Source organism: Cupriavidus sp. 01T418 (assembly GCF_056398885.1).
This window is the reverse complement of record NZ_JBFTQG010000004.1, coordinates 155712-182440: the sequence shown is the minus strand read 5'-3', so window position 1 is coordinate 182440 and position 26729 is coordinate 155712. Positions and strand designations below refer to the sequence as shown.

The window sequence follows — 26729 nt, the reverse complement described above, 5'->3', positions numbered from 1 at the left end:
CCTGCATCAGTAGCGCGCCCGGTCCTGTGGCGCCTTGAACGATTCCGGCCGGCGGCGTTTCTTGGGTTCGGGGCGATAATGCTCGGCCACGTAGGCTTGCAGCCAGTCGAGCTGCTCAGGTGCCAGCGGCACATTCTCGACGGTTTCGCCGGCATCGAGCCAGCGTCCGGCCTCGTTGTAGGACAGCGTCACGGTGACCGGCACGGGCAGCGGCTCGCCGCCGCCCGATGCTGGGACAACAGCCTGAACAGCCTGGCCGCCCTCCTCCGCCATGCGCCACAGCACGAACCAGCAGGGCGCGGTGGCGGTGAGGTTGAGGTAGTATCCCTCGGCCTCGTCGCGGAACAGGGTGACTTCGTAGCCCGGATACAGCCAGCGCGCGCCATGCTCGTCCTGCGCCAGGCAGTGGGACGCGGCGCCGAACTCGCCGAGATCCGGCAGCACGGCGTCGAGCTCCCATTTCCAGGGCTGCCAGGGACTGCGCAGCGCCACGCGGCGCATCACCACGGCCACGGTGACACTGGGCCGGCCAGCCGGCACGGCTTCGGCCCCGGTGGCCGGAATGCCCGCGATGGAGTCGGCCGGCGTGCCCATGGCGCTCAGGTGTTCTGCACCACGATGCTGGGGAACTTGCTGGTCATGTCGCGGGCACGGTCGGCCACCTTCACGGCCACCTTGCGCGCCATGGCGCGGTAAAGCTCAGCGATCGGGCTGTCGGGGTCGGATACGACGGTGGGGCGGCCCGTGTCGGCCTGCTCGCGGATCGAGCGGTTCAGCGGCAGGCTGCCCAGCAGGTCCACGCCATAGTCCTCGCACATCTTCTCGCCGCCGCCTTCGCCGAAGATATGCTCGACGTGACCGCAGTTCGGGCAGCAGTAGACCGCCATGTTCTCGACAAGGCCGAGAATGGGAATCCCCACCTTCTCGAACATCTTCAGGCCCTTCCTGGCGTCCAGCAAGGCGATGTCCTGCGGTGTCGTGACGATAATGGCACCCGTAACCGGTACCTTCTGCGACAAGGTCAGCTGGATATCGCCGGTGCCGGGCGGCATGTCGACGATCAGGTAGTCGAGATCGTGCCAGTTGGTCTGGCGCAGCAACTGCTCCAGCGCCGAGGTCACCATCGGGCCGCGCCAGACCATGGGATTGTCCTGCTCGATCAGGAAACCGATGGAGTTGGCCTGCAGGCCGTGGCCTTCGAGCGGCTCCATGGTCTTGCCGTCGGCCGACTCGGGGCGGCCGTCGATGCCGAGCATCATCGGCAGGCTGGGACCGTAGATGTCGGCATCGAGCATGCCCACCCGGGCGCCCTCGGCGGACAACGCCAGCGCCAGGTTGACGGCGGTGGTGGACTTGCCCACCCCGCCCTTGCCCGACGCCACGGCGATCACGTTCTTCACGCCCGGCAGCAGCTTGACGCCGCGCTGTACCGCATGGGCCACGATCTTCATGCTGACGGCCACGCTGGCGCCGGTCACGCCCGGCAGTTGCCGCAGTGCATCAACCACCTGCTTGCGAATCGGTTCCAGCTGGCTCTTGCCGGGGTATCCCAGCTCGACTTCGAGCGACACTTCGCCGCCATCGACCCGGACGTTGCGGGCAGAACGGGTGGACACCAGATCCCGGCCCGTGTTCGGGTCGATCACGGTGCGCAGGACTTCGGTAACCTGGTCGACGGTGAGGCTCAAGACAATCTCCGCTTCTGAATATGGGAATAGGGGGAAGGCGCGTACTGTATCAAAGTATGAACGAAGCGCCGGGCACGGGTGGCGCGCGGACGACAAGCCCATGACAGGGGCGTGGAATTACACGCACTTACAACTGTCACAGCATCAGGCTTGTGCGCGCGGCTTCATCTTCCTATTGTAGTGCGCCAGGAACGCAGGCCCGCGGAATCCGGCGCGGGCCCTTGTATTCACGTGACTTCCGCGTTATTTCTATCGGTGTTGCCAACACCACCTCAACAGTCGTCTCAACAGAATTCAGATTCGTCCTGAAGGAGAAAGCATGAAACTTAAGCTTGCCAGCCTTGCCGTTGTCGCCATTCTTGCCGCCGGCTGCGCTACAGAACAGGGAACGCATACCGCGGTTGGGACCGGCGTGGGCGCCGCAGTAGGCGCCGGCCTCGGCAACCTGATCGGCGGCAACACGACCGGCACGCTTGTGGGCGCGGCAGTGGGCGGGGCCGTCGGCGGCGCCACGGGTTACAACTGGAACGCGATCCGCGGCAAGCTGAACAAGGACACGGCGGGCACGGGCACCCAGATCACCGAGCAGCCGGACGGCTCGCTCAAGATGAATATCCCGAGCCACGTGACCTTCGACACGGACAGCGCCACCATCAAGCCCTCGTTCCGCTCGGTGCTCGACCAGGTCTCGCAGACCCTTGCCCAGCAACAGGACATCTCGGCCACCGTGGTTGGCCATACCGACAGCACCGGCAATTCCGGCTACAACATGCAGTTGTCGCAGCGCCGCGCGCAAAGCGTGGCCAGCTACCTGGGTGACCACGGTGTGGCCCGGACCCGCCTGGCAGCCGAAGGCCGGGGGCAAACCCAGCCGGTGGCGGACAACGCCACTGAGGCGGGTCGTGCACAAAACCGCCGTGTCGAAATTTATTTGAAACCAATTCAGCGATGATGCTGTCATAGAAACAGGTACCGCTTGTCACCGTTGCTGGCTCGCGATGGGTGGCTGACCTCCCGGGCGGTACCTGATTTCTCCTCCTTTTCCGTTGTGGAAAGCTGCGCCGGTACCTAACCGGCGCTTTTTTTGCCCGGATGCTTTTTAGTGATTTACAGATCACTAAAAACACGCGCTTCCCGCTCCGCCCGCCCGGAGTGCACGCGCTGCCTGCCTCGCTTGCTAGAATAGCCCTCTCACGGTGCCCGCCTGTATTTCGCGGCGGCGCCCCCGCCTTACTGTCCAACCCCCTCCTGACCGGCAATTCTTCCATGACCGCACGTCGCATCCTCGTCACATCTGCCCTGCCATACGCCAACGGCCAGATCCATATCGGCCACTTGGTGGAGTACATCCAGACCGACATCTGGGTGCGCTTCCAGCGCATGATGGGCAACGAGGTGTACTACGTCGGCGCGGACGACACCCACGGCACCCCGGTGATGCTGCGGGCCGAAAAGGAAGGCATCACGCCCAGGCAGCTGATCGACCGCGTGTGGACCGAGCACAAGCGCGACTTCGACAGCTTCATGGTGTCGTTCGACAATTACTACAGCACCGACTCCGATGAGAACAAGCAGCTCTCCGAGAAGATCTACCTGGCTCTCAAGGCCCAGGACCTGATCGCCGAGCGCGAGGTCGAGCAGTTCTACGACCCGGTCAAGAACATGTTMCTGCCGGACCGCTTCATCAAGGGGGAATGCCCGAAGTGCGGCGCCAAGGACCAGTATGGCGATTCCTGCGAGGTCTGCGGCACGACCTACGTGCCCACCGACCTGAAGAATCCGTACTCGGTGGTGTCCGGCGCCACGCCGGTGCGCAAGTCCTCCGCCCATTACTTCTTCAAGCTTTCCGACCCGCGCTGCGAAACCTTCCTGCGCGAGTGGGTGGGCGACCTGGCCCAGCCGGAAGCGGTCAACAAGATGCAGGAGTGGCTGGGCGCCGAAGGCGAGGCCTCGACCCTGTCGGACTGGGACATCTCGCGCGACGCGCCCTACTTCGGCTTCGAGATTCCCGGTGCGCCCGGCAAGTATTTCTACGTGTGGCTGGATGCGCCGATCGGCTACTACGCCAGCTTCAAGAACCTGGCCGAAAAGAAGGGCATCGATTTCGACGCCTGGGTCGGCCCGCACTCCAACGCCGAGCAGTACCACTTCATCGGCAAGGACATCCTGTATTTCCACACGCTGTTCTGGCCGGCCATGCTGCGCTTCTCGGGCTACCGCACGCCCACCAACGTGTTCGCGCACGGCTTCCTGACGGTCGACGGCGCCAAGATGAGCAAGTCGCGCGGCACCTTCATCACCGCGCAGAGCTATATCGATACCGGCATGAACCCGGAATGGCTGCGCTACTACTTCGGCGCCAAGCTCAACGCGAGCATGGAAGACCTCGACCTGAACCTCGATGACTTCATCGCGCGCGTGAACAGCGACCTGATCGGCAAGTACGTCAATATCGCCAGCCGCGCCGCCGGCTTCCTGGTCAAGCGTTTCGAAGGCGTGGTGGACGAAGCCGCGCTGGCCCATCCGCTGCTCAAGCAACTGCGTGAAGCCGCGCCGCAGGTGGCGCAGTTCTACGAAGGCCGGGAGTACAGCAAGGCGCTGCGCCTGGTGATGGAACTCACCGATGCCGTGAACGCCTTCGTCGATACCGAAAAGCCGTGGGAACTGGCCAAGGACGAAAGCAAGCGCACGGCCCTGCACGCGGCCTGCTCGGTCTCGCTGGAAGCCTTCCGCCTGCTGACGGTCTATCTCAAGCCAGTGGTGCCGCAGATGGCCGCCGGCGTGGAGCGCTTCCTCAATATCGAGCCGCTGGACTGGCGCGGCATCGACAAGCAGCTGTCGGCCTCGCGCCCGGTGCAGCCGTACTCGCACCTGATGACCCGCGTGGATGCCAAGCAGGTCGATGCGCTGCTGGCCGCCAACCGCGACTCGCTGCAAGCCACCGCGCCGGCGGCCGCGGCGGACGCGGCCGCCCCGTCGATCGAACCGATCGACGGGGCCATTACCATCGACGACTTCGCCAGGATCGACCTGCGCGTGGCCAGGATCGTGGCTTGCCAGACGGTAGAAGGCTCGAACAAGCTGCTGCAGCTCACGCTGGACCTGGGCGAAGGCAAGACGCGCAACGTCTTCTCCGGCATCCAGTCCGCCTACAAGCCGGAACAACTGGTGGGCAAGCTCACGGTGATGGTGGCCAACCTGGCGCCGCGCAAGATGAAGTTCGGCCTGTCCGAAGGCATGGTGCTGGCCGCTTCCGCGGCGGACGAGAAAGCCACGCCCGGGCTCTGGATCCTGGAGCCGCACGAAGGCGCGGTGCCGGGCATGCGCATCCGCTGATCCGCCGATACTCGATACGCCATGGCGCGGCGCCGGTTGGCGCCGCGGCGGCGGACTAGCCGCCCTGCATCTTCGAGGGATCGTCGCTGCGCGAGGTGTGCGTCACCGTGCCCTGCGCGTCGAAATGCACGTTGAAGAAGGCCTTTTCCTGCGGGCTTTCCCACCAGCGGTAGCCCCACACCTCTTCCTTCTTGAGCGCGAAGGCCTCCACCTTGGTGGGCTTGCCGAGCAGGCGGCGGATCGCGTCGCGGCTCATGCCGGCACGCACCCGCGCGAAGTTTTCCGCGGTCAGGGCCTGCTCGATGGCGCGCACCTTGCCATCGGCGCCGATCGTCACCATCCAGGTGGTGGCACCCTCCGGCCCGCGCGGATATTCGAGGCGGCGCCCGCCGTCATCTTCCTCCCACACGATCTCCGGGCGCCCGGCCTGGCGCCGCACGTCGTCCTCACTGGACTCGCCTGCCACGATACCCTTGAACAACTGGCTGTCGGGCTTGACCGAGTTCCAGGTGGCGCGCGCGGTATCGCCCGCCTTCTTCATGGCTTCGTCGACCTTTTGCTGGTCGCACCCGAACAGGGCGAGCACGGAGGAAATCAGTCCCATGGCGGCAAGGCGTCGGCAAGACGCGGCAGTGGCGAACGTGGTGGAGGCGGCAGACCGCGTCTCAGCGCTGCGCGGGCGCGGCCGCAGCCGAGGCGGCGCCTGGCGCGTTGCCCTTTGCACTGCTGTCGGAAACTTGGCTGGCATCGGTCTGGCTCCTTTCGGTTCCGGCACGGTTGGAGGTGCCGCTGAACAAATTGCCCCAGTTACTGAAGCGGCGGTTAAACAGCACCGAGAGCCCGTTGATCGAGCCCCCCTTGGCAATCAGCGACCAGCGCCGCGAGAAGGCCCAGGTCAGCTTGACCACATTGGTGGCGCTGGTCAGGCTCTGTTCGTAGCCCACCGAGATCTGCTCGGTCACGGTCTTGCCCACGGTTACCACCTGCTGGTCGTTGAGCCCGGACGTGCTGGGCCCGATCGAGAACTCGTCGATGCCAAGATGTTGCACGATGCCCTTGCCCGCGCGTCCGCCGAGCACGCCCAGCGCCGCGCCACCCAGGGCCCCGGCGCCGAGTTGCCGCTGCTGGCCGGCGCCGGCGCCTTCCGCGCCGTAGCCGAACATCAGCCATGACAGCTTATCCTCCTCCGGCACATTCGGCTCGGACACCAGCTTGACCCGGGGCAGCCGCACGGTACCCGTCACCTCCACGCCAGCCTCCACTTCCTGGTTGCGGCGCATGGCGCGGATGTTGACATTAGGATTGTCCACCGGCCCGTTGAAGTTGATGATGCCGCGCTCGATGTTCAGCTTGCGCCCGAACGCCTCATAGGTGCCGTCGGTCACGCGGATGGTGCCGGTGGCGCGCAGCGGCGTCAGCGGCGCGCTGCGGATGCCGAGCTCGCCGCCCAGGCGCAGGTCCGCGCCGGCGCCGCGGAAGCGGAAGCTGTTGCCCAGGTCGAGCGTGAGGTCGATCAGCGGGCTGAAGCGGGCGGCCGGCTTCTCTTCTGGCACGGGCGTGGCGGCGGTCTTGATTGCGCGCTGGTCGCGGCGGCGCACCACCACCACGTCGTCGCCCAGTTCCGGGGCACCGGCCTTGGGCAGGTCGAACAGGCCGTGGTCCACGCGGAACTTGCCGCGAATCACGATCTGCCGGTTCTCGTTGACGATGCTGGCATCGCCGGAAACGATCAGCGTGCGCTCGGGGCTGGCGAACAGCTGGAGCTTGTCGGCCACGATCTTGCCGGTCAGGTTGGGATTGGTCTCGCCCAGCTTCACGTTGCCGGTGGCCACGATCTTGCCGTCGCCGCCGCGGAACTCCACTTGCTTGAGTTCGATGGTGTTCTGGTCGAGCACCACATGCACAATACCGTCGGTGAGCCGGATGCCCAGGTCGTACAGCGTGAGAGCGATACCGCTGCCGTCGATCTTGCCGGTGAGCAATGGGTTGCCGACCGTGCCGGCCAGCTGCAGGGAAGCCGCCAGCGTGCCGTCGAACGCGTATTGCGGCCCGCTGAACGCTTCCAGCGCCTTGATCTTCGGCACCTCCAGCGACACCTTGCCCGCCAGCGTGGAGGCCGGCGTCACCGTCATCAAACCCTGCTCCTGGATCAGCCCGGCAGACGCATCCACCACCACCTTGCCGATCCGCGAGGCTTCGACGCCGCCGCGCAGGTTGAGGCGGCTGCCGGCAAACTCGGCACGCAGCCCGGTTTCGCCAAGACCCAGCGTGGTGTAGCCGCGCCCCGCGCTCACCGAGACGTCGCCGCTGCGCCGCCGCAGTTCGGCAAAGCCGGAGGCGGTCTCGGCCAGCGTGATGTTCCAGCGGCCATCCAGCACCAGGTCCGAGCGCACCGGCGGCGCTTCGCCAGTCAGCGCCTCGGCGAGCCGCAGCACATTGGCAAGCTGGAGGCCGTCGAGCTTGCCCTGGGTACGGATGCGGCCATGATCGAACTCGAACGCGTCCACATTGACGCGGGCGTGCTCGAACTGCAGGCCGGCGGGGCCCAGCCGCACACGCTGGTCGGCCACCAGGAGCTGCGTCGGCGCGATCAGCCGCACATTGGCGATGCCGCGTTCTTCCAGGGTGCGGATGGTGCCGTTCCAGCCGGCCTTGCCCTGCCACGCGCCCTGCCCGGCCAGGGTCAGCTGCATCGGCCTGTCACGCAGCGCGCCCGCCGCCTTCAGCTCGAAGCTGTGCCTGGTCTGCGTGCCGCTGAGCGTCACGTCGAGCGTGCGCAGCGTGGCAACCGGGCCGCGATAGTCGCGCGCGCTCAGTTGCAGCGCGAGCGTGCCGTCCAGCCCCCCGCGCAGCTCGGCGCTGCCGCTGGCGCTGGCCACATGGTGCGGACCCACCACCAGCGACCGGGCGCTATAGGTGCCCACGATTTCCGGCCGCGACAGGGTGCCGGTGATGTCGGCATCGAGCTTGAGCACGCCGGCCACGCCGAACTTGAGCCGCTCCAGCTGGGGCGCGTCCACATGCAGTTGCAGGCGGTCGCCGCGCGCGCCGAAACTGCCGTTGAGCCGGGCCTGGTTGCCGGCCATGTCGATGGTGGCCTGGCTCGGCAGCAGGCGCTCGCCGGCCAGGCGCAGCTTGCCCTCGCCGCGCATCGGCAACCCGGCGTAGACGCTGTCGCGCACCGCGAAGTCGAGCGCCACGCGCCGCTGCGGCGCGAGCGTGCCGCTGGTGGTGAAATCCGCATTGATACGGCCGGGCGCCACCGCGGCGACGCGCGCGGGATCGAAATTCGTGAGCTTGCCCTTGAAGCTGAAGGGCTGTTCATCCTTCAGCGAAAGCTTGCCCTCGGCGTTCAGCGTGCCCGCGCCGATGCCGGCGCGCAGCGCGGTCAGCGTCAAGGCCTCGGCATCCAGGCGCACATCGGCGAACAGCTTGAACTCGCCGCCGGCAAGATCCAGCGCCGCGCTCTGGCGTCCGGGCTCCAGCCGCAGGATGACCGGGCCGGACAAGCGCACGCGCCTCAGGCTGCCGTAGAGGGCTTGCGGGTCGAGATTGCGCACGTCGAGGTCGAAGCCGCCGCGGCCCTCGCGCAGCGTGCCGCCGCCGCTGATCTCGCCGCCGCCGGCCAGCGCCACGCGCAGGTCGCGCACCGACTGCGCCGCCTCGCTCACTTCGATGTGCGCCTGCACCGATGCCACCGGCAGGCGCTCGGCGTCGAGCTTGCCGGCTTCATGGTTGACGATGTGCACGTCGCCCGCCACCCGCAGGGGCATCTTGTCGCCGGCGCCGGCGGGCTTCGCGCCGGCCACGGGGCGCAGCTCGGCCTGCACGGACAGGTCGGCTTGCGGGGCCGAGGGGCTGAACAGGCGCGGATTGATGTGCTCGCCGTTGACCCGCACATGGGTAAACGGCACTTTGCCGAACGGTGTCAGGTCGGCCTCGGCGCGGCCGTGCAGGCGATCGCCGCTGGCCTCGACTTGCGCGCGCAGGGCGGCGAGCGAACCGCGCAGATTGGCGCTGAGGCTGAACGACTCCTGCTGCCAGCTGCCCTCCAGCAGGGCCGCGCCATTCAACGCGAACGGCGCCTGGACAGCGATCTGTGCATTGGCGGCCAGCTTGCCATACGGCGTGACCAGGCGCTCGATGCCAACGCGATGGCGCTGCCCGTCGGAATGCAGCGAGCCCGCCAGGCCGGCAAACACCATCTCGCTGGGCGTGGCCGGCGGCCCCTGCAGCCAGGCCAGGCGTTGCAGCGTCAGCACATCCACGTCCACCGCCAGGGGCAGCTCGAGCGATTTGGGCAGCGTGGCGGGCGCGCTCTCCGGCTGCGCCGCGGGCAAGCGCAGCGTGACCGCGCCAATGCGCAGCCAGTCGACATGCAAGCGGGCCGGCGACCAGTTGAACGACCAGCTGCCTTCGAGGCGGTCCACCGTCACGTGCGTCTCGCCGCTCGCGAACACCACGTCGCGCAGGCGCAGGCCGTGGGCCACCGTGCCGCCCTCCAGCTTGCCGGACAAGGTGCCGGCGGACAGGCGCGTAGCCAGCGACCACAACTGGCGCGTGCCGGCCTCGGTGCGCAGGGCCAGCACCGTGGCCGCCAGCGCAGCCATCACCAGCACGAGCACCACCACGGCCAGCCACGCCAGCCAGCGCCCCGAGCGACCAAAGCGGCCGCGGCGCGGGCGCTCGGGCCCCGGTGCGCTCTTGTCGCGCGCGGGAACGGGAGGCATGTCGGGGATGCTCATGCGGCCAGCACCATATGGCTGCGTGGATGGGGATGGCCGGCCTGCCGGCGGGTTCGCATTGTCATCAGAACGCGACCCCCAATGAAATATGCGGACGGAACTGCTTGTCCTGGATGCCGTAGCCGATATCGAGCTGCACCGGCCCGACCGGGCTGCGCCAGCGCGCGCCGATGCCCACGCCGTTGAAGAGCTTGACGCCGGTCAGGCTGTCGGTGGCGGTACCCACATCCCAGAATACCGCGGCGCCCCAATCGTGCAGGAACCAGTACTGGTACTCCAGACTGGCGGTGCCGAGGTATTTGGCGGGCAGCACGCTGGCGCCACTCTGGGTGCCGATCGACTGGTAGCTGTAGCCCCGGATCGAGTCGGTGCCGCCGGCGCGAAAGCGCAGCGAGGCCGGCACCTTGGTGACGTCGCCGTGGGTGATATCGGCGCCCAGCTCCAGCCGGGCCACCACCAGGTCGCGCTTGCCCACCGGAATGTACTGGCGGATGCGGCCGTAGAGGCGGAGGAAGGTTTCGTCGCTCAGCAGGTGCTTGCCCGCGACGCCAATCTGCGTGTTGATGACGTTGCCGCGGCGCGGGAAAACCGGGTTGTCCACGTCGCGCCGCACCCACGCGAAGGCGGGCACCAGCGCCCGGCTGAGCTGGTCCGCCTGGCCGAAGGGCTGGAGGTTGTCATCGTAGTAGTCCAGCGACATGGTGGTGTCGTACTTCTCGCGCGAGCGGGAGCGCTTCAGGCCCGTGCGCAGGCTGGTCAGGTCGGTGCTTTCCTGGTCGATGGTGCGCTCGTAGCTGCCGTAGACGCTGTTGCGGTACGTCCTGCTATCGGGCGGCATGGCAACCTCGGCGAACGCGTACTGGCGCTTTTGCTCGATGCGCGCCTGCGCGTCGAACACCCAGGCGCGGTTGAACAGGTTGTAGTAGGAATAGCGGCCTTCGATCTGGGCGCCGGTATCGGTGGTGTAGCCCACGCCGGACGAGAGCCGGTGGACGGGATACTCGCGCACGCGCACGTACACCGGCACGGTGACCTTGTCGGCGTTCATGTCGACTGGTGGCGCGGCATCGCTGGCCGTGCCGGCTTCGGTCACCTTGCCCTCATCCGTCGACTCCTGCTGGCCCAGGTCGATCTGCACGTTGGAAAAATAGGGCTGGTTCTGGAGCGCTCGCTGGAATTCCAGCAGGCGCTCCACGCGGTACGGCTCGCCCTCTGACAGCGGATTGACGTTGCGGATGATCTGCTCGGGATAACGCCGCAGTCCGCTGATCTTCAGTGGCCCCATGCTATAGGCCGGGCCGCTGGCAAAACGCGCGCTGAGGTCCGCCGCATGCTCGTCCGGCTCGATGCGCGCCTGCGAGCCGGCCAGGCGGGCGCCGTAGTAGGTATGGCTCTGCAGCTCCACCAGCGCGTCTTCCTTGGCCTTGGACCAGTCCGCCTGGCGGAACGGCTCGCCCGCCGGCAGGCCCCATCTGGCCCGGATTTCGGCAATTTGCTCCGGCGACTGGGTGGCGGCGGGGCCGCTCACGTTCACGTCTACCGCGCGAATCACGGTGCGTGCGCCAGGGTCCACCGTGATGGTCACGGTGCGCGCATCGCCGCTGCCCTCCACTTTCGCGGTGGTTTGCGGATCGAAATAACCTTCGGTGGAGGTGAACTGGCGGACCTGGTCGCCGACCGTTTCGACCATGTAGCTGAACTGGTCAGGCGAGATGTCGTCGCGTGTGCGGTAGCGCGACAGGTCCAGGTGTTCTTGCAGGATGTCCTTGATCGCCTTGGGCGCGTCCACCTCGACCTTGTAGGCGGCGGCAGCAGGCCCCGCGCACAGCGCCATGGCAGCCAGCAACGGCGGCACCAGGCGGCGCAGCACGACCGGCGCCCCCAGCCGTCCGCCGGAGGCGGCGACAGAGCCGGCATGCACGGTGCGCGGGTTCGCTGGATCCATCCTCATCGATTGGTGCACGTCAAGCAAAGTCGATATTTGACCACACCCACGCGGCCAGCCTGCCCGATGGCGCCAAAAAGAACGCCCCGGCAGCCGCGCCACGCATGGGACGGGGGGAGCAAAATGGCGGAATCGCGCGCAATCGCGTTGCTGGCCCTGCCGATACGGTAAAATCCGGGCTCGTTCGTCAATTCACACTGTTTCACGCCATGGCTCTCTACGAATCGGATATCACCCAGTTCCTGAAGTCGCTCAAGGACGAGCGCCCTTCCCTGGAAGCGGAACAACGCCAGGGCCGCGCGCTGCTGTGGGACAAGACCCCGATCAACCTCGAAGAGCGTGCCCGCGCCGACGCCTCGCGCGTGGCGCAGAAGCCTTACGTCTACTCGCTGGACTGAAGCCATATCCGTCCATCGACGCCCATCGACGCCCCGTTCCCTAGATGAACCAGAGCGAGCAGGACAAGCTGAAGCCCCCGGTCGAACTGCCCAGCGTGGCACCCGAGAAGGATTCCACGCCGGCCGCCCTCGACGGCATGGCCTTCGCGCGCCTGTACGGCGAGCCGCTGTTCAAGCTGCCGCAGGACCTGTACATCCCGCCGGATGCGCTGGAAATCTTCCTGGAAGCGTTCGAAGGGCCGCTGGACCTGCTGCTCTACCTGATCCGCAAGCAGAACTTCAACGTCCTCGATATCCCGATGGCGCAGGTGACGCGCCAGTACCTCACCTATATCGAGCAGATCCGCAAGAGCAATCTTGAACTGGCCGCCGAGTATCTGCTGATGGCGGCGATGCTGATCGAGATCAAGTCGCGCATGCTGCTGCCGGTGAAAAAATCCGACAGCGACGAGGAAGAAGAGGATCCGCGTGCCGAACTGGTGCGCCGCCTGCTCGAATACGAGCAGATGAAGCTGGCGGCCATGCGCATCGACCAGATACCGCAGCTCGGCCGCGATTTCCTGCATTCGCAGGTCTATATCGAGCAAAGCCTCGCGCCGCGTTTCCCCGATGTCGAGGTCGTCGACCTGCAAGCCGCCTGGGCCGATGTGCTCAAGCGTGCCAGGCTCAACCAGCACCACAAGATCTCGCGCGAGGAGTTGTCGGTGCGCGAGCATATGAGCCATATCCTGCGCCGCCTGCAGCACACCCGCTTCATGGAGTTCTCCGAACTCTTCGACGAAGCCGTGCGCTCCGGCAAGGGCGTGCCCGTGGTGGTGGTCAACTTCATCGCCATGCTGGAGCTGTCGCGCGAAGCGCTGGTGGAGATCACCCAGGCGGAGCCCTTTGCGCCCATTTATGTGCGATTGGCGTACATTCCCAGCTAGGCGGGCACCAGGAGCACCGACCTCCCCGGGCCACATGCTCTACAATCCGCCGACAGTCGGCGCCACCAAGAGCACCAGACCGGCCTTCTCGGGCGCGCATAGCGCCAGGGTCACTCCTATCACGACCAGCACACCAACTTCATGAAAGTCATCTCCTCCATTCACGAGTTGCGGGACCAGTTGCGCGGACAGAACCGGGCGGCCTTCGTGCCGACCATGGGCAACCTGCACGAAGGCCACCTGTCGCTGATGCGCCTGGCGCGCCAGCACGGTGACCCGGTGGTCGCGTCGATCTTCGTCAACCGGCTCCAGTTCGGCCCCAATGAGGATTTCGACAAGTACCCGCGCACGCTGCAGGACGACATCGAGAAGCTGCAAAAGGAAGGCGTGTACGTGCTGTTCGCCCCCACCGAGCGGGATATGTACCCCGAGCCGCAGGAATACCGCGTGGAGCCGCCGCACGACCTGGGCGACATCCTCGAAGGCGAGTTCCGCCCCGGCTTCTTCAAGGGCGTCTGCACCGTGGTGATGAAGCTGTTCTCCTGCGCGCAGCCGCGCGTGGCCGTGTTCGGCAAGAAGGACTACCAGCAGTTGATGATCGTGCGCCGCATGGCGAACCAGTTCGCGCTGCCGATCGACATCGTGCCGGCCGAGACCGTGCGCGCCGAGGACGGCCTGGCCTTGTCCTCGCGCAACCGCTACCTGACGCCCGACGAGCGCGCCGAGGCACCGGTGCTCTACAAGACGCTGCATGACGTGCGCAATACCGTGCTGGCCGCCAACAGCGCCAGCGCCGACCTGGCCGCGATCGAGGCCAATGCCCAGGCCGCGCTGCAGGCGCGCGGCTGGAAGCCGGACTACATTGCCATTCGCAAGCAGGTAGACCTGCAGCCGCCGACCCGCGACGAATATGTGGCCGGCGAGCCGCTGGTGATCCTGACGGCGGCCAAGCTGGGGGCTACGCGGCTGATCGACAACCTCGAGATCTGACCCCGGGCGCGGCGATCGCCGCGCCTCCATGAATTTCGGCTGTCCTACTCATCAGCGATCGGGTGTCCTTGTTCTCGCAAGGTCTTCGTCCAGCGCTTGATCCGTGCACGTAACCGCCCCTTCGCGGCCTTATCGATCGGCATGTCATCGACCATCTCGAGCGCCTTGTCTGGCGCTACAAAGCCGTATTGCAGCAGCGCCATGTTGAAGATCCGGTCCTTGTCTCGATCAGCCACCGCCTTGGCCATGAAGAGATCAAGCACATCCAGGCAATAGGCCACACGGCCGTTGGTCCCGGCGTTCTGAATACGCTGCAGGCGAGCTTCCCAACCGGCTGGCAGGCAGGCCGTCTCTGGCCCGACACCCTGCGCGTAATAACCGTGGGTCCAAATCTTCGCGGTTCATGTGAGCCCCTCTTCCCTTTTGTCGCCCAAAACAACCCCCTTCTTCAGTGCTTGCATCTGGGCAAGCACATCACGCCTGACGTTTTCAGGTAATACCGTTGGCAAAGGCGAAGCTTGGCGAAGTTCCTGGGCACGCCTCGTCCGGCCAAGAACTTTGCGCCACGAGCGTCGAATAAGAATCGCCTCCCATTCCTCCCAAAGGGACTGGGAGCGAGCCCCGCCCTTGGCGCGCCACTGCCCGAGTGTATCCAAGGCGCGCTGCAGTAACGCCGGGTCTTCCTGAATCAGCCGGATCGCCTCCTTGTGAAGCGCCATGCTCTGCAGGTCTTGAGCCTGATGTTGCCCAGAATCAGTAGTGACCAGAACCTGCACCTGGGGGCGCGGGCGTCTGGACTTTCCCGCCGCGGAGCTAGCTGGAGGCGGCTGGAAGGTGTCACTGACCAACAAGGCCAAGTCGCCAGCAACGCCCAGAACTGACATGACACGCAGGTACGTGCCAATCGTCGGCGCCGGGTCTCCTGCTTCCACTGAGCTAAGTGTGGTTCTTGAAATGCCCACTCGCCGGGCCATTTCGACCGTATTGATGCCTTGCGCCTTTCTGAGGCGCTTGATGCGATCGCCCAATTGCAGCAGCAACTGGCGTTCAAGGACGGTGGTGGTATCCGAAAAGGCTGGCATATGTTCAGTACACTAGTCTGATTCCCGTTTTTTGTCCAATATATTGGACATATAAACGCTGCCGGACGAACTATTTGAACACTTTTTGTTAGGGCCGCTTCTTTTTTATCTTTCCAGGGCCTGCCGCGCCAGAACAGGCTCGGCCTGAGCCGGCTGCCCGCTCCCCGCGCGCTGCAGCATCCGGGCCACGTGGCGCCGATGCCCGCGCCGCCGCTTCCACCAGATCAGTACCCCGGTCACGGCGAACAGCAGCGGCACCAGTCCGAACACCGAGATAAAGACCCGTCCGGGCAAACCGAAGGCTTCGCCGGTATGCAACGGGTACATCCAGTTGAGGAAGGTATCGCCGGCGGGCGCATCCATCGGGTCGCGTACGCCCAGGCGCTTGCCCGTGTAGGCATCAAGCCAGATCCGGGTGGCACCGCTGCCCTGCCGCACCTCGCCAGGCTGGCGCACGCGGACCTCGAAGGGATCGCCGGCTTTGCGCGGAAAACTCACGCGCGTGACCAGCGCTGCCGGATAGAGCGCCTGTGCCGCGCTCACGGCCTGCGCTGCGCCCAGCGCGGGCGTGCCGGCGGGCGCAGGCGCCGATGCCGGTTTGCCGGGCGGCGTCACCGTCATCACGCTGGCGACAACCGGCGTCACCCATTTGGGCAGGTTCAGGTACCAGCCTGAAAACGCCATGGTGGCCAGCACCGGCGCCGCGAAGATGCCACCCGTGCGGTGCAGCGAATAATTGAAGCGCGACCACGAGCCGCCATGGGTGATGCGGAAGGCATTCACGATCGCGCGCGCCTTGAATTTTGGCCACCACAGCACGACCCCGCCGATCACCATCAGCAGTAGCAGCATGCCGGTAACGCCCAGCAGGGTGCGGCCCGTCTCGCCGGACAGCAGGTAGTGGTGCAACTGGAACAAGGTGGACATCAGCAGCGGGCGCGACAGCCCTGGCTCGCCCGAGACCCGCTCGCCCTTCACCGCCAGCGTGACGGGATCGACCATGACCTGGCGCGAGCGGCCGGCATTCGGCGTGCCTTTGAGCGGATACCAGGCGACAAATACCTCGTGCGGCGCGGACGGCAGCACCAGCAGGCCAGGCTGGCCGTAGCGCGGATCGGCCTGCAGCTTGTCGGTCACTGCCTGCACCGTCGCCGGCTGGACCGGCAGCGRCACGTCGGCCGAGGCGCTCAGCAATGCGGGATTGAGCAGCGCGTCGAGTTCATCGCGCCAGGCAATGGCGGTACCGGTCAGGCCCAGCATGACGAACAACAAACCCAGCGTTAAGCCGATGTAGAGATGAATCTTGACGATGACAACGCGCAGGCGGCCGGTGACCATGGAAGGCGGAGAGCAGATGTTGGGGGATCAGGTATTGCGCATCACACGCCGGCGGAATGGGGATACATCACGCCAGCGAAAATGCGAATGCGAAGGATTCGCGATTCTATCAGGCGCTGCAGGTTCGCGCACGTACCGGACAGCAACGCCCGGGCACGCGGGTTCTACCAGCGCCTGGACGGTGTGGAAAGCGAAGCATTTGACGACCGGTGTCCCGGCGCCGACCTGATCGCAGCCGTGCGCAGCGTGAGCTGGCCGTCCGTGGATGCCCTGCTCAGGCGGCTGGGCGCTTGGCCAGGGCGGGTTGCTCCAGCCAGCCGATGATGGGCTGCCACTGCTCCCAGTCGCGCGCCACGCGGGATGGCGCCACGTCCCACAGGGTCAGCCCGTGCGCGGCGAGTTGCACGTAGTTCTGCGTATCGCGCAGGAAGCCCAGCACCGGCAGCCCAAGGCCCGCGACGAAGTGCTGCAACTGCTCGGCGGAGCGGGTGCGCAGGTCGACCCGCATGCCGATCACGCCCACCTCCACCTCGCCGTGGCGCACGCGTTTGTCGTCGGCCAGGCGGGCGAGGAAATCCTGGGTGGCAAGGATATCGAACAAGGAAGGCTGCAGCGGCACCACCACGCGGTGGGCCAGCTTCATCACGTCGTTGAAGCGCCAGCCGCGCAGGCCGGCCGGGGTGTCGAGCACGACATGGGTGGTGCCCTTGGGCGGGCGCGCGATCTGCTCGGCGCTGATGTCCCAGGTGCGGATGGGCGCCGCCGAGGCCGGACGCAAACCCAGCCAGGCGCGCGAGGATTGCTGGCGGTCCGTATCGCCCAGCATCACGGCATGGCCGGCGTTGGCGAAGTAGCCCGCCAGGTTCGTGGCAAGCGTGGTCTTGCCTACGCCGCCTTTGGGATTGGCGATCACGACTACGGGCATGGCTGTCTCCCCAATGGCTGTCCATGGCGGCGCTGCCATCCGGGCGCGCCGCTCCGGGTTCCGCCGTGGCCCTGCCGTCACCAGGCCCCGGCGGAGCCCGCCTGCGAGTTTAGCAGTTGCCGTGCCTTGGCGACTCGGCCGGTGCCTACGTTGTCAAGGGCGCCAGCAAGGCGTCCAGGTCGAGATGCGCGGCGAGCGTGTCGGCCAGGCGCTCCAGCGATGCCTCGCGCAGCGCGGCCAGGTCCACGCCTTCAGCGCGCGCCAGCCCGGCCCAGCGCAGCAGCGCACCGCAGGCCCCGGGCTGGTCGAACAGGCCGTGGACATAAGAGGCCAGCACCTGGCCGTCCTCCGATTGCGCGCCGTCCGGACGCTCGCCCTCCAGCCACAGCGCCGGGCGCGCCAGCGCGGCGCCGGTGGTCACGCCCATATGGATTTCGTAGCCTTGCACGGTGGCCTGCGTGGCACCTTCCAGGGCCAGCCGCCCACTGACCACCCGCAACTGCTTGTGCGGCGCGAGCACGGTAGCGTAGTCCAGCAGGCCGAAACCCTCGCTGCGGCCGGGCGTGCCCTCGTTGCCGGCCGGGTCGTCCACCTGCCGGCCCAGCATCTGCATGCCGCCGCAAATGCCGATCACCTTGCCGCCATAGCGCAGGTGCCGCAGCAGGGCAGGCTCCCAGCCATTTGCGCGCAGGAAGGCCAGGTCGGCGCGCACGCTCTTGCTGCCCGGCAGCACGACCAGGTCCGCCGGCGGGATCGGCATGCCGGGGCCGATAAAGCGCAGGTCCACCTGCGGGTGCGCGCGCAATGCATCGAAATCGGTGTGATTGGAGATGCGCGGCAACACCGGCACGATCACGCGCAGCAGTTCGCCCTGCTTGGCGGCCTGCGCGCCGATGATGGCGTCCTCCGCATCCAGGTGCAGGCCGTGCAGGTAGGGCAGCACGCCCAGCACGGGCTTGCCGGTGCGCGCCTCGAGCCAGTCCAGCCCGGGCTGCAGCAGCGCGATATCGCCGCGGAAGCGGTTGATGATGAAGCCCTTGATGCGCGCGCGCTCGGATTCCGACAGGCAGTCCAGCGTGCCGACCAGGTGGGCGAACACGCCGCCGCGGTCGATGTCGGCCACCAGCACCACCGGGCAGTCGACCGCTTCGGCAAAACCCATGTTGGCGATATCGCGGTCGCGCAGGTTGATCTCCGCCGGGCTGCCGGCGCCCTCCACCATCACTACCTCGTAGGCGCCGGCGAGGCGCTTGTGCGAGGCCAGCACGGCCTGCATCGCCACCGGCTTGTAGGCGTGATAGGCGCGTGCATCCAGGTCCAGCCGCGCCTGGCCATGGATGATGATCTGCGCGCCGGTATCGCTGCTGGGCTTGAGCAGCACCGGGTTCATGTCCGTATGCGGCGCCAGCCCGGCGGCCAGTGCCTGCAGGGCCTGGGCGCGCCCGATCTCGCCGCCGTCCGCGGTGACCGCGCTGTTGAGCGCCATGTTCTGCGGCTTGAACGGGACCACGCGCACGCCGGCGCGCGCCAGCACCCGGCAAAGGCCGGCCACCAGGGTGCTCTTGCCCGCGTCGGAGGTGGTGCCCTGCACCATCAAGGTACCGCGCAAGCCACCCGGCAATGCCCGCGCGGCGGCTTCGGAGAGATTTTTTTGCATCGTGGGATTATCGCATCGGGGCGCGGCCTGGTCGCTCTGCGCCCGCCATTGCGGGCGTGCGGTCCAGGGATGCGCCCGCTACAATACCCGGATGATCCCGGCACATGCCTCCGCCACCGCCACCGAGCCCGCCAGCGCCACCAGCCACGCGCCGGCCGGCGAACGTTCGCCCCAGTCCGCGGCCGCGCCGCACGCCGAAGCGGCCGCCATCCGCCCGCGCCAGCTCACGCTGGTGCTCGGCGGAGCACGTTCCGGCAAGAGCCACTTCGCCGAGCAGATGGCTGCCGATCATGCCGCGGCCACCGGGGGTCCCGTCACCTATATCGCCACCGCGCGCCACGACGAAGACCGCGCCGACGAAGAAATGGAAGTGCGCATCGCGCTGCACCGTGCCCGGCGCCCGGCGGAGTGGGGGCTGGTCGAGGAGCCGCTGCATCTCGCCGACGCCTTGTACGCCCACGCGACCCACAATGGCTGCATCCTGGTCGACTGCGTCACGCTGTGGCTCAATAACCTGCTGTTCCTCGACGCCCGCAGTTATCCCGAGCACGGCCTGGTGACACCGCCCGCTGCCTTCACCGAGGAAATCGACGCGCTGCTGTCCGCGCTGCCCACCCTGCCCGGCCACGTGATCCTGGTCTCCAACGAGATCGGCTTCGGCGTGGTGCCGATGGGCGCCATCACCCGCTTCTATGTCGACGAACTGGGCCGGCTGAACCAGAAGCTGGCCGCCGCCGCGGATCGCGTGCGGCTGCTGGTAGCGGGCATCCCCATCAGCGTGAAAGGCGCCGACCCGGCGTGCTGATGCTGTCTTCGCTGCCGTCGTGGTGGCCGTTTCCCTTGCTTGCCTGGACCGCCTGCGTATGCGCCGCCGTAGCTGGCGTGCTGCTGGACCAATGGCTCGGCGAGCCGCGCCGCTGGCACCCGCTGGTCGGTTTCGGCCGCCTCGCCTCAGCGCTCGAACGCCGCCTCAACCGTGGCGGCGCGCCGCTGCGCCAGCGGCTCACCGGCCTGGCCGCCTGGGCGCTGATGGTGCTGGTCCCTGCCGCGCTGGGCGGCGTACTCGTGCATGCCGCCGCGCAGTTGAGCGCCGTGCTGGGCTGGCTGTTGCAGGCCCTGGCGCTCTACGCCGCGCTGGGCGCGCGCAGCCTGGCCCAGCATATCGCGCCGATCGCCGCCGCGCTGGCGCAAGGCAATATCGCCAAGGCGCGCCAGCTCACGGCACGCATTGTCTCGCGCGACACCGCCGATGCCGACGCCGAGGCGCTGGCCCGCGCCGCCTGCGAATCGGCGCTGGAGAATGGCAACGACGCCATCTTCGGCGCCCTGTTCTGGTTCCTGGTGGGCGGCGCGCCGGCAGTGATCGCCTATCGCCTTGCCAACACGCTTGACGCCATGTGGGGCTACCGCACGCCCCGCCTGCTGTATTTCGGCTGGGCCGCCGCGCGGCTGGACGATGTGCTCAACCTCGCGCCCGCACGCCTTACCGCGCTCTCGTACGCACTGCTCGGGCGTACCGTGCAAGCATTGCGCTGCTGGCGCGCGCAGGCGCCGGCGTGGTCCAGCCCCAATGCAGGCCCCGTCATGGCCGCGGGTGCCGGCGCCGTCGGCGTGGCGCTGGGCGGCCCGGCCCGCTACCACGGCGAATCGGAAGAGCGTCCGCCGCTAGGCGAAGGACGCGCGCCCGCCGCCGCCGATGTGCACGCCTGCCTGCGCCTGGTGCAACGCACGCTGTGGCTCTGGCTGGCCGCCGCCGGCGCCAGCGCCGCCCTCCGCCAATACGGCATCGCATGAGTACCCCGATCCGCCACGGCGGCGATCTGCTTGCCGCGGTGCGCAGCTATGGCCGGCCGGCCGCAGACTGGCTCGACCTTTCCACCGGCATCAATCCCGACGGCTATCCCGTGCCGGCCCTGCCCGCGCACGCATGGCAACGGCTGCCGCAGGACGGCGACGGCCTGGCCGAACTCGCGGCGCAGGCTTACGGCGCACCGCAGGCGCTGCCGGTGGCCGGCTCGCAGGCCGCCATCCGCACCTTGCCGCAACTGCTCAAAGCGGGACGCGTCGGCGTGGCCGCGCAGGGCTACAGCGAATACGCACCCGCCTTCGCCCGCGCCGGGCATCAGGTGGTGCCACTGGCCGAAGCCGATTTCGCACGTGGGGACCTTGCCGCGCGGCTCGACCACCTGGTGGTGGTCAATCCCAACAATCCGACCGGACGCACGCTCGCACAGTCCACGCTGCTGCACTGGCATGCCGAGCTGGCGGAGCGCGGCGGCACGCTGCTGCTCGACGAGGCCTTCATGGATTGCACGCCCGCGCTGTCGCTGGCGGCGCTGGCGGATCGTCCGGGCCTGGTGGTGCTGCGCTCGCTCGGCAAGTTCTACGGCCTGGCCGGTGTGCGCTGCGGCTTCGTGCTGGCGCAGTCCGCCTTGCTGGCGGCGCTGGCCGGACAACTGGGGCACTGGACCGTGGCCGGCCCGGCGCGCGCGGTGGCGCGCCTGGCCCTGGCCGACCATGACTGGCAGGCCACCACGCGCGAGCATCTGCAGCAGGCGGGCAAGCGGCTCGCGGCGATGCTGCGCGCGCATGGCCTGGCAGCCGTGAGCCACCCCTTGTTCAGCTGGGTGCCGCGCGCCGATGCCGCCCTGCTGCACGACGCGCTTGCGCGGCATGGCGTATGGACGCGGTTGTTCGACGCACCGGCCGGCGTGGCTGCCTTGCCAAGCCTGCGGCTGGGTTTGCCCCCGGCGCAAGACGCGGCATGGCAACGGCTCGACGCGGCGCTGGCATCCGCATGCGCCGCGATGGCCAAGGACACGCAACAAGACGCACGCTTTCCTACCGAACCCCGATGATCGATACCCCGATGACTTTCCGCGCCCTGCTCATCCTCGCCACGCTGCTGGGCAGCAGCGTTTGCGGCAACGCCGGCGCCGCCATCTCGGTGGTCGACGACGCCGGGCAGACCGTCACGCTGGACCAGCCCGCGCGCCGCGTGATCTCGCTGGCGCCGCATGTCACCGAGATGCTGTACGCCGCCGGCGGCGGGTCGCGCATCGTCGGCACCGTGAGCTATAGCGACTACCCGCCGCAGGCCCGCGACATCCCCCGCCTGGGCGACAACAAGGCGCTCGATCTCGAACGCATCGCCGCACTCAAGCCGGACCTGATCGTGGTGTGGCGCCACGGCAATGCGCAAAAGCAGACCGATCGCCTGCGCGCGCTCGGCCTGCCGCTCTTCTACAGCGAACCGCGCAAGCTGGAAGGCATTCCCAGCAATATCGAACGGCTCGGCGTGCTGCTCGGCACCGAATCCACCGCCAACGGTGCCGCCGCCACCTTCCGCCAGCAGGTCGACAAACTGCGCCAGACCTACGCTGCGCGCCCGCCGGTGACGGTCTTCTACCAGGTTTGGCAGCAACCGCTGATGACACTCAGCGGCCAGCACCTGATCAGCGACGTGTTGGCGCTCTGCGGCGGGCGCAACCTGTTTGCCAACGAATCGCTGCTGGTGCCCACGGTATCGGTGGAAGCGGTGGTGGCCGGCAATCCGGAAGTGATGATGACGGCCAGCATGGGCGCGACCCGCTCGGATCGGCCGCTGCCCGACTTCGCCATCTGGGAGCGCTGGAAACAGGTGACGGCGGTGGCGCGCGGCAACCTGTATGCCATCGATGGCGACCTGGTCAATCGGGCCGGGCCGCGTATCACCCAGGGCGCGGAGATCGTCTGCAAGGACCTGGAGAACGCACGCCGCAAGCGGCCGGCGCAGTAGGATCTTACGTTTCAGACCCGGTTCCACCAGCGCAGCCGCGGTGCCGTGCCGCCGAGCGTAAACCGGCAACTCGCTCCAAAGCCGAGGTCCCACCGCAGCGTGGTGGGCAGCGGCACCCCAAGCCAGTGCGCCGCCAGCATGCGCATCGGGCCGGCATGGGCCACTACCCACAGGCGATCGGGCGCGTGCGCCGGCAAGGTATCGGCCCATGCCGCTACCCGCGCCATCGCCTCGGCTACGCTCTCGCCGCCGTGGGGACGTGCATGAAGCAGATCGGCGGCCCAGGCATCCAGTTCGGCGCGCGGCACGGCATCCCATGCACAGCCTTCCCAGCTACCGAAATCGAGTTCACGCAGCCGGGCATCCGTCTCGGGCACCAACTCCAGGTCCTGCGCCAGCAGCGCGGCGGTAGCGCGAGCACGCATCATCGTGCTGCTGACAATGCGCTGCGGCACCAGCCCGATGAGCGCCGACAACATGCGCGCGGGCTCGGGCACCACGGGTTGCGCGAGCGGCAAATCGAGCGCCCCATAGCAGATGCCCTGCGCAACCTCGGGCTGCGCGTGCCGGATCAGGACCAGGTCCATGCCGCCGCCACGAGATAAATCGACAACTCGGCCAGTTGCTGCGCCATGCCGAGGCAGTCGCCGGTGTAGCCGCCGATGCGGCGCACAAAGTATCGCCCCAGCAGGAAGCGCAACACCAGCAATGCCATCAGCACCACGGCTGCGAACCGCGGCGACACCAGCAGCAGCGGCAAGGCGCCGCACAGCAGTGTGAAAGCCAGTCCGATGCCGGACAGGCGCTGCGCCACCGGCTTGGCCTTGCCCTCGGCCCGCACATAATCGAGCGTCGCAAGATAGCTCACGGCCATCGCGCGGCTGGCCGCATGCGCGGCCACCAGCACCAGCAACAGCGCCACCATGCCGCTGCGCCCGGCAATCGCCACCAGCAACTGCCACTTGAGCAGCAGCGCCACCACCAGCGCAATGGCGCCGAACGCGCCGATACGCGAGTCGTGCATGATGCGCAGCACGTCCTCGCGCCGGTAGCCGCCACCGAAGGCATCGATGCAGTCCGCCAGGCCGTCTTCGTGGAAGGCGCCCGTCACCAGCAGCGTCACCGCTATGCCCAGCAGCAGTGCCACGCCAGGCGGCCACCACTGCAGCGCGCCCCAGCTCGCCAGCGCGCCGAGCGTGCCCACCAGCAAACCCACCAGCGGGAAATAGCGCGCCGCCGCGTTCAGGTAGTGCGGCGCAAAGCCGACCCAGCGCGGCACCGGCACCCGCGTGAAGTAGCCGACGGCAGTCAGGAAGTAGCGGAGTTCATCGAGCATGGGCCATTGTGGCAGGATAGCCGCCGCGTCAGGCGGAAGCCGTGCTGACGCCGGCGGCGCCGAAGGTCGCCATCTCGCGCAGGAAAGCCGCGGCCGAAGCCACCAGCGGATAGGCCAGCGCGGCGCCGGTGCCCTCGCCCAGCCGCAGGTCGAGCGCCAGCAGCGGCTGCGCGCCGAAGTGTTCAAGCAGGCGGCGATGCCCATGCTCGTGCGAGCAATGCGAGAACACGCAGTACGCCAGCACCTCGGGAGCGAGCCGCTGCGCCACCAGCAGCGCTGCCGAAGCGATAAAGCCATCGACCAGGATCACCATCCGGCTTGCGGCAGCGGCCAGGAAAGCGCCGGTCATCATGGCGATCTCGAAACCGCCGAAGGCCGCCAGTACATCGAGCGGCTCCACGGCATCCGCATGAAGGGCGAGCGCCTGCGCCAGCACCGCGCGCTTGCGTGCCAGGCCGGCATCGTCCAGGCCGGTGCCGCGGCCGATGCAATCGTCGATGGGCGCATCGGTGAGCCGGCTTGCCAGGCAGGCGGCCGACGAGGTATTGGCAATGCCCATCTCGCCGAAGCCCATCACATTGCTGCCCAGCTGCGCATGGCGCAACACGCGTGCCATGCCGGCGGTGAGTGCCGCCTGTACCTGCTCCGCGGTCATCGCGCGCTCTTGCGCGAAATTTCGCGTACCCGCCGCGATGCGGCAGTTGACCAGGCCGGGCGCGGCGGGCAGCGGCGCGCGCACGCCCGCGTCCACCACCTCCAGCGCCAGCCCGTGCAGGCGCGAGAACACATTGATGGCCGCGCCGCCGCCCAGGAAGTTGAGCACCATCTGCGCCGTCACCTCGGCGGGATAAGCGCTCACGCCCGCATCGGCCACGCCGTGGTCGCCGGCGAACACGATCACGGCCGGCCGCTTGAGTTCGGGCGCGCTGCTGCCGGTGATCAGGCCGATCTGCAGGGCCAGGTCTTCCAGCCGGCCGAGCGCGCCGAGCGGCTTGGTCTTGGCGTCGATGGCGGCTTGCAGGGCCGGCCGCAGGGCGGCGTCGAGCGGGGCGATGTGAGGTAGCTGCATGGTGTTCGTCGCAATGATTCGCTGAATGACAGGTGCCCGTGGCCTTACATCTCCACGCCGCGTTGCGCCTTGATGCCTTGCTCGAAGGCGTGCTTGACCGGCGTCATGTCGGTCACCGTGTCCGCCGCCTCGATCAGCTCGGGCGGCGCGCCGCGGCCGGTGATCACCACATGCTGCATCGGCGGGCGGGCGCGCAGGTCGGCGATCACGGTATCGACATCGAGATAATGCAGCTTGAGCGCAATATTGAGTTCGTCCAGCAGCACCAGGCCGATCGACGGGTCGCGCATCAGCCCGCGCGCCACTTCCCACGCTGCCTGGGCCTTGGCCACGTCGCGCGCGCGGTCCTGGGTTTCCCAGGTGTAGCCCTCGCCCATCACGTGGAAGGCGCATTGTTCCGGGAAGCGCCGCAGGAACATTTCCTCGCCGCTGGGAAAGGCGCCCTTGATGAATTGCACCACGCCGGCCTGCATGCCGTGGCCGAGCGCGCGCACCACCATGCCGAAGCCGGAGCTGGATTTGCCCTTGCCGTTGCCGGTGGTGATGACGATCACGCCGCGCTCTTCCTGGGCCGCGGCAATCTTGGCATCCACGGCATCCTTCTTGCGCACCATGCGCGCCTTGTGGCGTTCGTCGCGGGCGGCGTCTTCGCTGGTGGAGGGGTCGTTGGCTTGGGGTTCAGTCATGTTGCGTTCCTTCTTGTTCCGGATGAAAGGCGCCGTCGGCAATCAGCGCGGTATGGTGGCCTTCGCTGACGCTGACAATCGGCGTGCGCAGCGCGTGCGAGCAATACGCGGGGGTCAGTACCTGCGCGGCGGGGCCATGCAGGCAGAGGCCGTCCTCGGCCAGCAGCAAGGCATGGGTCGCGTAGCGGCGCGCCAGGTTAAGGTCGTGCAGGATAACCGCCACGGCGTGGCGGCCGGCGCGCGCGAGCCGGGCCAGGGTCTCCAGCACCATGATCTGGTGGCGCAGGTCGAGGTGGGCGGCCGGTTCGTCGAGCAGCAGCAGCGGCGCCTGTTGCGCGAGCGTGGCGGCCAGCGAGACGCGCTGGCGCTCGCCGCCGGACAGGGTCAGCACGTCGCGCCCCGCCAGCGTATCGAGATCCAGTTCGCGGATGACCGCCGCGACCACCGCATCGTCCTCGCGGCCGGACCAGCCCCAGCCCGACAGGTGCGGGTGGCGGCCCACCGCCACGGCGTCGCGCACCGACATTGAAAAAGTATCGTGCACCGCCTGCGGCAGATAGGCGCGGCGCAACGCCAGCACGGCCGGCGCGATCTCCAGCGGAGCGCGGCCGTCCAGCAGCACCGCGCCGCCGTCCGGCTTGCGCAGTCCGGCCAGCACCGACATCAGCGTGGACTTGCCCACGCCGTTGGGCCCGACGATGCACCAGAGCTCGCCGGCCTGCATGGTCAGGCTCAGGCCATCGAGCAAGGCGCGCTTGCCGGCGCGCAGCTGCAAGGACTGCAGCACCAGCGGCGGACAAGGCGAGACGGGTTCGTTCCAGCTCGGCATG

At 67.8% G+C, this 26729-nt stretch carries 24 protein-coding genes; 9 read left to right on the top strand and 15 right to left on the bottom strand.

The window, feature by feature from the left end; translation table 11 throughout:
- Window positions 1-6: 6 nt before the first annotated feature.
- On the bottom strand, window positions 7-594 hold the full coding sequence (locus AC1DQ3_RS06860; RefSeq protein ID WP_477119426.1) for a DUF3305 domain-containing protein: 588 nt from the start codon (window positions 592-594) through the stop codon (window positions 7-9).
- Between the two features lie 5 nt (window positions 595-599).
- On the bottom strand, window positions 600-1688 hold the full coding sequence (apbC, locus tag AC1DQ3_RS06855) for an iron-sulfur cluster carrier protein ApbC (protein WP_477119425.1): 1089 nt from the start codon (window positions 1686-1688) through the stop codon (window positions 600-602).
- 319 nt (window positions 1689-2007) lie between these two features.
- On the opposite strand from apbC, the gene AC1DQ3_RS06850 reads away from it, so the two are divergent.
- Window positions 2008-2640, top strand: coding sequence for a YiaD family glycine zipper/OmpA-like lipoprotein (locus tag AC1DQ3_RS06850; protein ID WP_477119424.1), 633 nt, complete (start codon window positions 2008-2010; stop codon window positions 2638-2640).
- 314 nt (window positions 2641-2954) lie between these two features.
- Entirely contained in the window at window positions 2955-5024 is a 2070-nt protein-coding gene (gene metG / locus AC1DQ3_RS06845; RefSeq protein ID WP_477119423.1) for a methionine--tRNA ligase, read from the top strand.
- 55 nt (window positions 5025-5079) lie between these two features.
- Here the strand turns inward: metG and bamE are convergent, their stop codons facing one another.
- The 3 genes from bamE to AC1DQ3_RS06830 form a co-directional block, all read right to left on the bottom strand.
- Window positions 5080-5628 carry an outer membrane protein assembly factor BamE domain-containing protein gene (bamE, locus tag AC1DQ3_RS06840; protein ID WP_477119422.1) on the bottom strand — a complete coding sequence of 183 codons (549 nt, stop codon included), beginning with the start codon at window positions 5626-5628 and terminating at the stop codon, window positions 5080-5082.
- A gap of 61 nt (window positions 5629-5689) precedes the next feature.
- Window positions 5690-9769, bottom strand: a complete 4080-nt coding sequence (locus tag AC1DQ3_RS06835) for a translocation/assembly module TamB domain-containing protein (protein WP_477119421.1) — start codon at window positions 9767-9769, stop codon at window positions 5690-5692.
- A gap of 64 nt (window positions 9770-9833) precedes the next feature.
- On the bottom strand, window positions 9834-11714 hold the full coding sequence (locus tag AC1DQ3_RS06830; protein ID WP_477119420.1) for an autotransporter assembly complex protein TamA: 1881 nt from the start codon (window positions 11712-11714) through the stop codon (window positions 9834-9836).
- Window positions 11715-11923: 209 nt separating this feature from the next.
- On the opposite strand from AC1DQ3_RS06830, the gene AC1DQ3_RS06825 reads away from it, so the two are divergent.
- The 3 genes from AC1DQ3_RS06825 to panC all read left to right on the top strand — a co-directional run bounded on the left by AC1DQ3_RS06825 (window position 11924) and on the right by panC (window position 14028).
- The gene (locus tag AC1DQ3_RS06825; protein ID WP_477119419.1) at window positions 11924-12112 is read left to right on the top strand and encodes a DUF3460 family protein; all 189 of its coding nucleotides are present in this window, start codon (window positions 11924-11926) and stop codon (window positions 12110-12112) included.
- A gap of 44 nt (window positions 12113-12156) precedes the next feature.
- Window positions 12157-13038: a segregation and condensation protein A gene (locus AC1DQ3_RS06820; protein WP_477119418.1), complete on the top strand. Its 882-nt coding sequence runs from the start codon at window positions 12157-12159 to the stop codon at window positions 13036-13038.
- Window positions 13039-13179: 141 nt separating this feature from the next.
- Entirely contained in the window at window positions 13180-14028 is an 849-nt protein-coding gene (panC, locus tag AC1DQ3_RS06815) for a pantoate--beta-alanine ligase (RefSeq protein ID WP_477119417.1), read from the top strand.
- A gap of 44 nt (window positions 14029-14072) precedes the next feature.
- Here panC and AC1DQ3_RS06810 read toward each other — a convergent pair whose 3' ends face one another.
- From AC1DQ3_RS06810 to AC1DQ3_RS06790, 5 genes are all read right to left on the bottom strand, one after another.
- Window positions 14073-14276 (bottom strand): hypothetical protein, encoded by a 204-nt coding sequence (locus AC1DQ3_RS06810; protein WP_477119416.1) that lies wholly within the window; start codon window positions 14274-14276, stop codon window positions 14073-14075.
- Window positions 14277-14429: 153 nt separating this feature from the next.
- Window positions 14430-15110 carry a helix-turn-helix transcriptional regulator gene (locus AC1DQ3_RS06805; protein ID WP_477119415.1) on the bottom strand — a complete coding sequence of 227 codons (681 nt, stop codon included), beginning with the start codon at window positions 15108-15110 and terminating at the stop codon, window positions 14430-14432.
- Between the two features lie 105 nt (window positions 15111-15215).
- Window positions 15216-16448: a PepSY-associated TM helix domain-containing protein gene (locus AC1DQ3_RS06800; RefSeq protein ID WP_477119414.1), complete on the bottom strand. Its 1233-nt coding sequence runs from the start codon at window positions 16446-16448 to the stop codon at window positions 15216-15218.
- Between the two features lie 274 nt (window positions 16449-16722).
- Window positions 16723-17373, bottom strand: a complete 651-nt coding sequence (locus AC1DQ3_RS06795; RefSeq protein WP_477119413.1) for a nucleotide-binding protein — start codon at window positions 17371-17373, stop codon at window positions 16723-16725.
- Window positions 17374-17518: 145 nt separating this feature from the next.
- Window positions 17519-19030, bottom strand: coding sequence for a cobyric acid synthase (locus AC1DQ3_RS06790; protein WP_477119412.1), 1512 nt, complete (start codon window positions 19028-19030; stop codon window positions 17519-17521).
- A 91-nt stretch (window positions 19031-19121) separates the two neighbouring features.
- Between AC1DQ3_RS06790 and cobU the strand changes: the two genes are divergently transcribed.
- The 4 genes from cobU to AC1DQ3_RS06770 are packed head-to-tail and all read left to right on the top strand — an operon-like array spanning window position 19122 to window position 22808.
- Window positions 19122-19835, top strand: a complete 714-nt coding sequence (gene cobU / locus AC1DQ3_RS06785) for a bifunctional adenosylcobinamide kinase/adenosylcobinamide-phosphate guanylyltransferase (protein ID WP_477119411.1) — start codon at window positions 19122-19124, stop codon at window positions 19833-19835.
- Window positions 19835-20824, top strand: a complete 990-nt coding sequence (gene cbiB / locus AC1DQ3_RS06780; protein ID WP_477119410.1) for an adenosylcobinamide-phosphate synthase CbiB — start codon at window positions 19835-19837, stop codon at window positions 20822-20824. Before cobU ends, cbiB begins: the two co-directional genes overlap by 1 nt.
- Window positions 20821-21888, top strand: a complete 1068-nt coding sequence (gene cobD / locus AC1DQ3_RS06775) for a threonine-phosphate decarboxylase CobD (protein WP_477119409.1) — start codon at window positions 20821-20823, stop codon at window positions 21886-21888. Before cbiB ends, cobD begins: the two co-directional genes overlap by 4 nt.
- Before the next feature lie 11 nt (window positions 21889-21899).
- Window positions 21900-22808, top strand: coding sequence for a cobalamin-binding protein (locus AC1DQ3_RS06770; protein WP_477119540.1), 909 nt, complete (start codon window positions 21900-21902; stop codon window positions 22806-22808).
- A gap of 11 nt (window positions 22809-22819) precedes the next feature.
- Here the strand turns inward: AC1DQ3_RS06770 and cobC are convergent, their stop codons facing one another.
- The 5 genes from cobC to AC1DQ3_RS06745 are packed head-to-tail and all read right to left on the bottom strand — an operon-like array spanning window position 22820 to window position 26728.
- Complete coding sequence (gene cobC, locus AC1DQ3_RS06765) at window positions 22820-23395, bottom strand: alpha-ribazole phosphatase (RefSeq protein ID WP_477119408.1); 576 nt, start codon at window positions 23393-23395, stop codon at window positions 22820-22822.
- The gene (locus AC1DQ3_RS06760) at window positions 23380-24144 is read right to left on the bottom strand and encodes an adenosylcobinamide-GDP ribazoletransferase (RefSeq protein WP_477119407.1); all 765 of its coding nucleotides are present in this window, start codon (window positions 24142-24144) and stop codon (window positions 23380-23382) included. The genes cobC and AC1DQ3_RS06760 overlap by 16 nt, the downstream gene beginning before the upstream one ends.
- Window positions 24145-24172: 28 nt before the next feature.
- Window positions 24173-25213: a nicotinate-nucleotide--dimethylbenzimidazole phosphoribosyltransferase gene (gene cobT, locus AC1DQ3_RS06755; RefSeq protein ID WP_477119406.1), complete on the bottom strand. Its 1041-nt coding sequence runs from the start codon at window positions 25211-25213 to the stop codon at window positions 24173-24175.
- 44 nt (window positions 25214-25257) lie between these two features.
- On the bottom strand, window positions 25258-25899 hold the full coding sequence (gene cobO / locus AC1DQ3_RS06750) for a cob(I)yrinic acid a,c-diamide adenosyltransferase (protein ID WP_477119405.1): 642 nt from the start codon (window positions 25897-25899) through the stop codon (window positions 25258-25260).
- Complete coding sequence (locus AC1DQ3_RS06745) at window positions 25892-26728, bottom strand: ABC transporter ATP-binding protein (protein WP_477119404.1); 837 nt, start codon at window positions 26726-26728, stop codon at window positions 25892-25894. The genes cobO and AC1DQ3_RS06745 overlap by 8 nt, the downstream gene beginning before the upstream one ends.
- Between the last annotated feature and the right edge of the window lies 1 nt (window position 26729).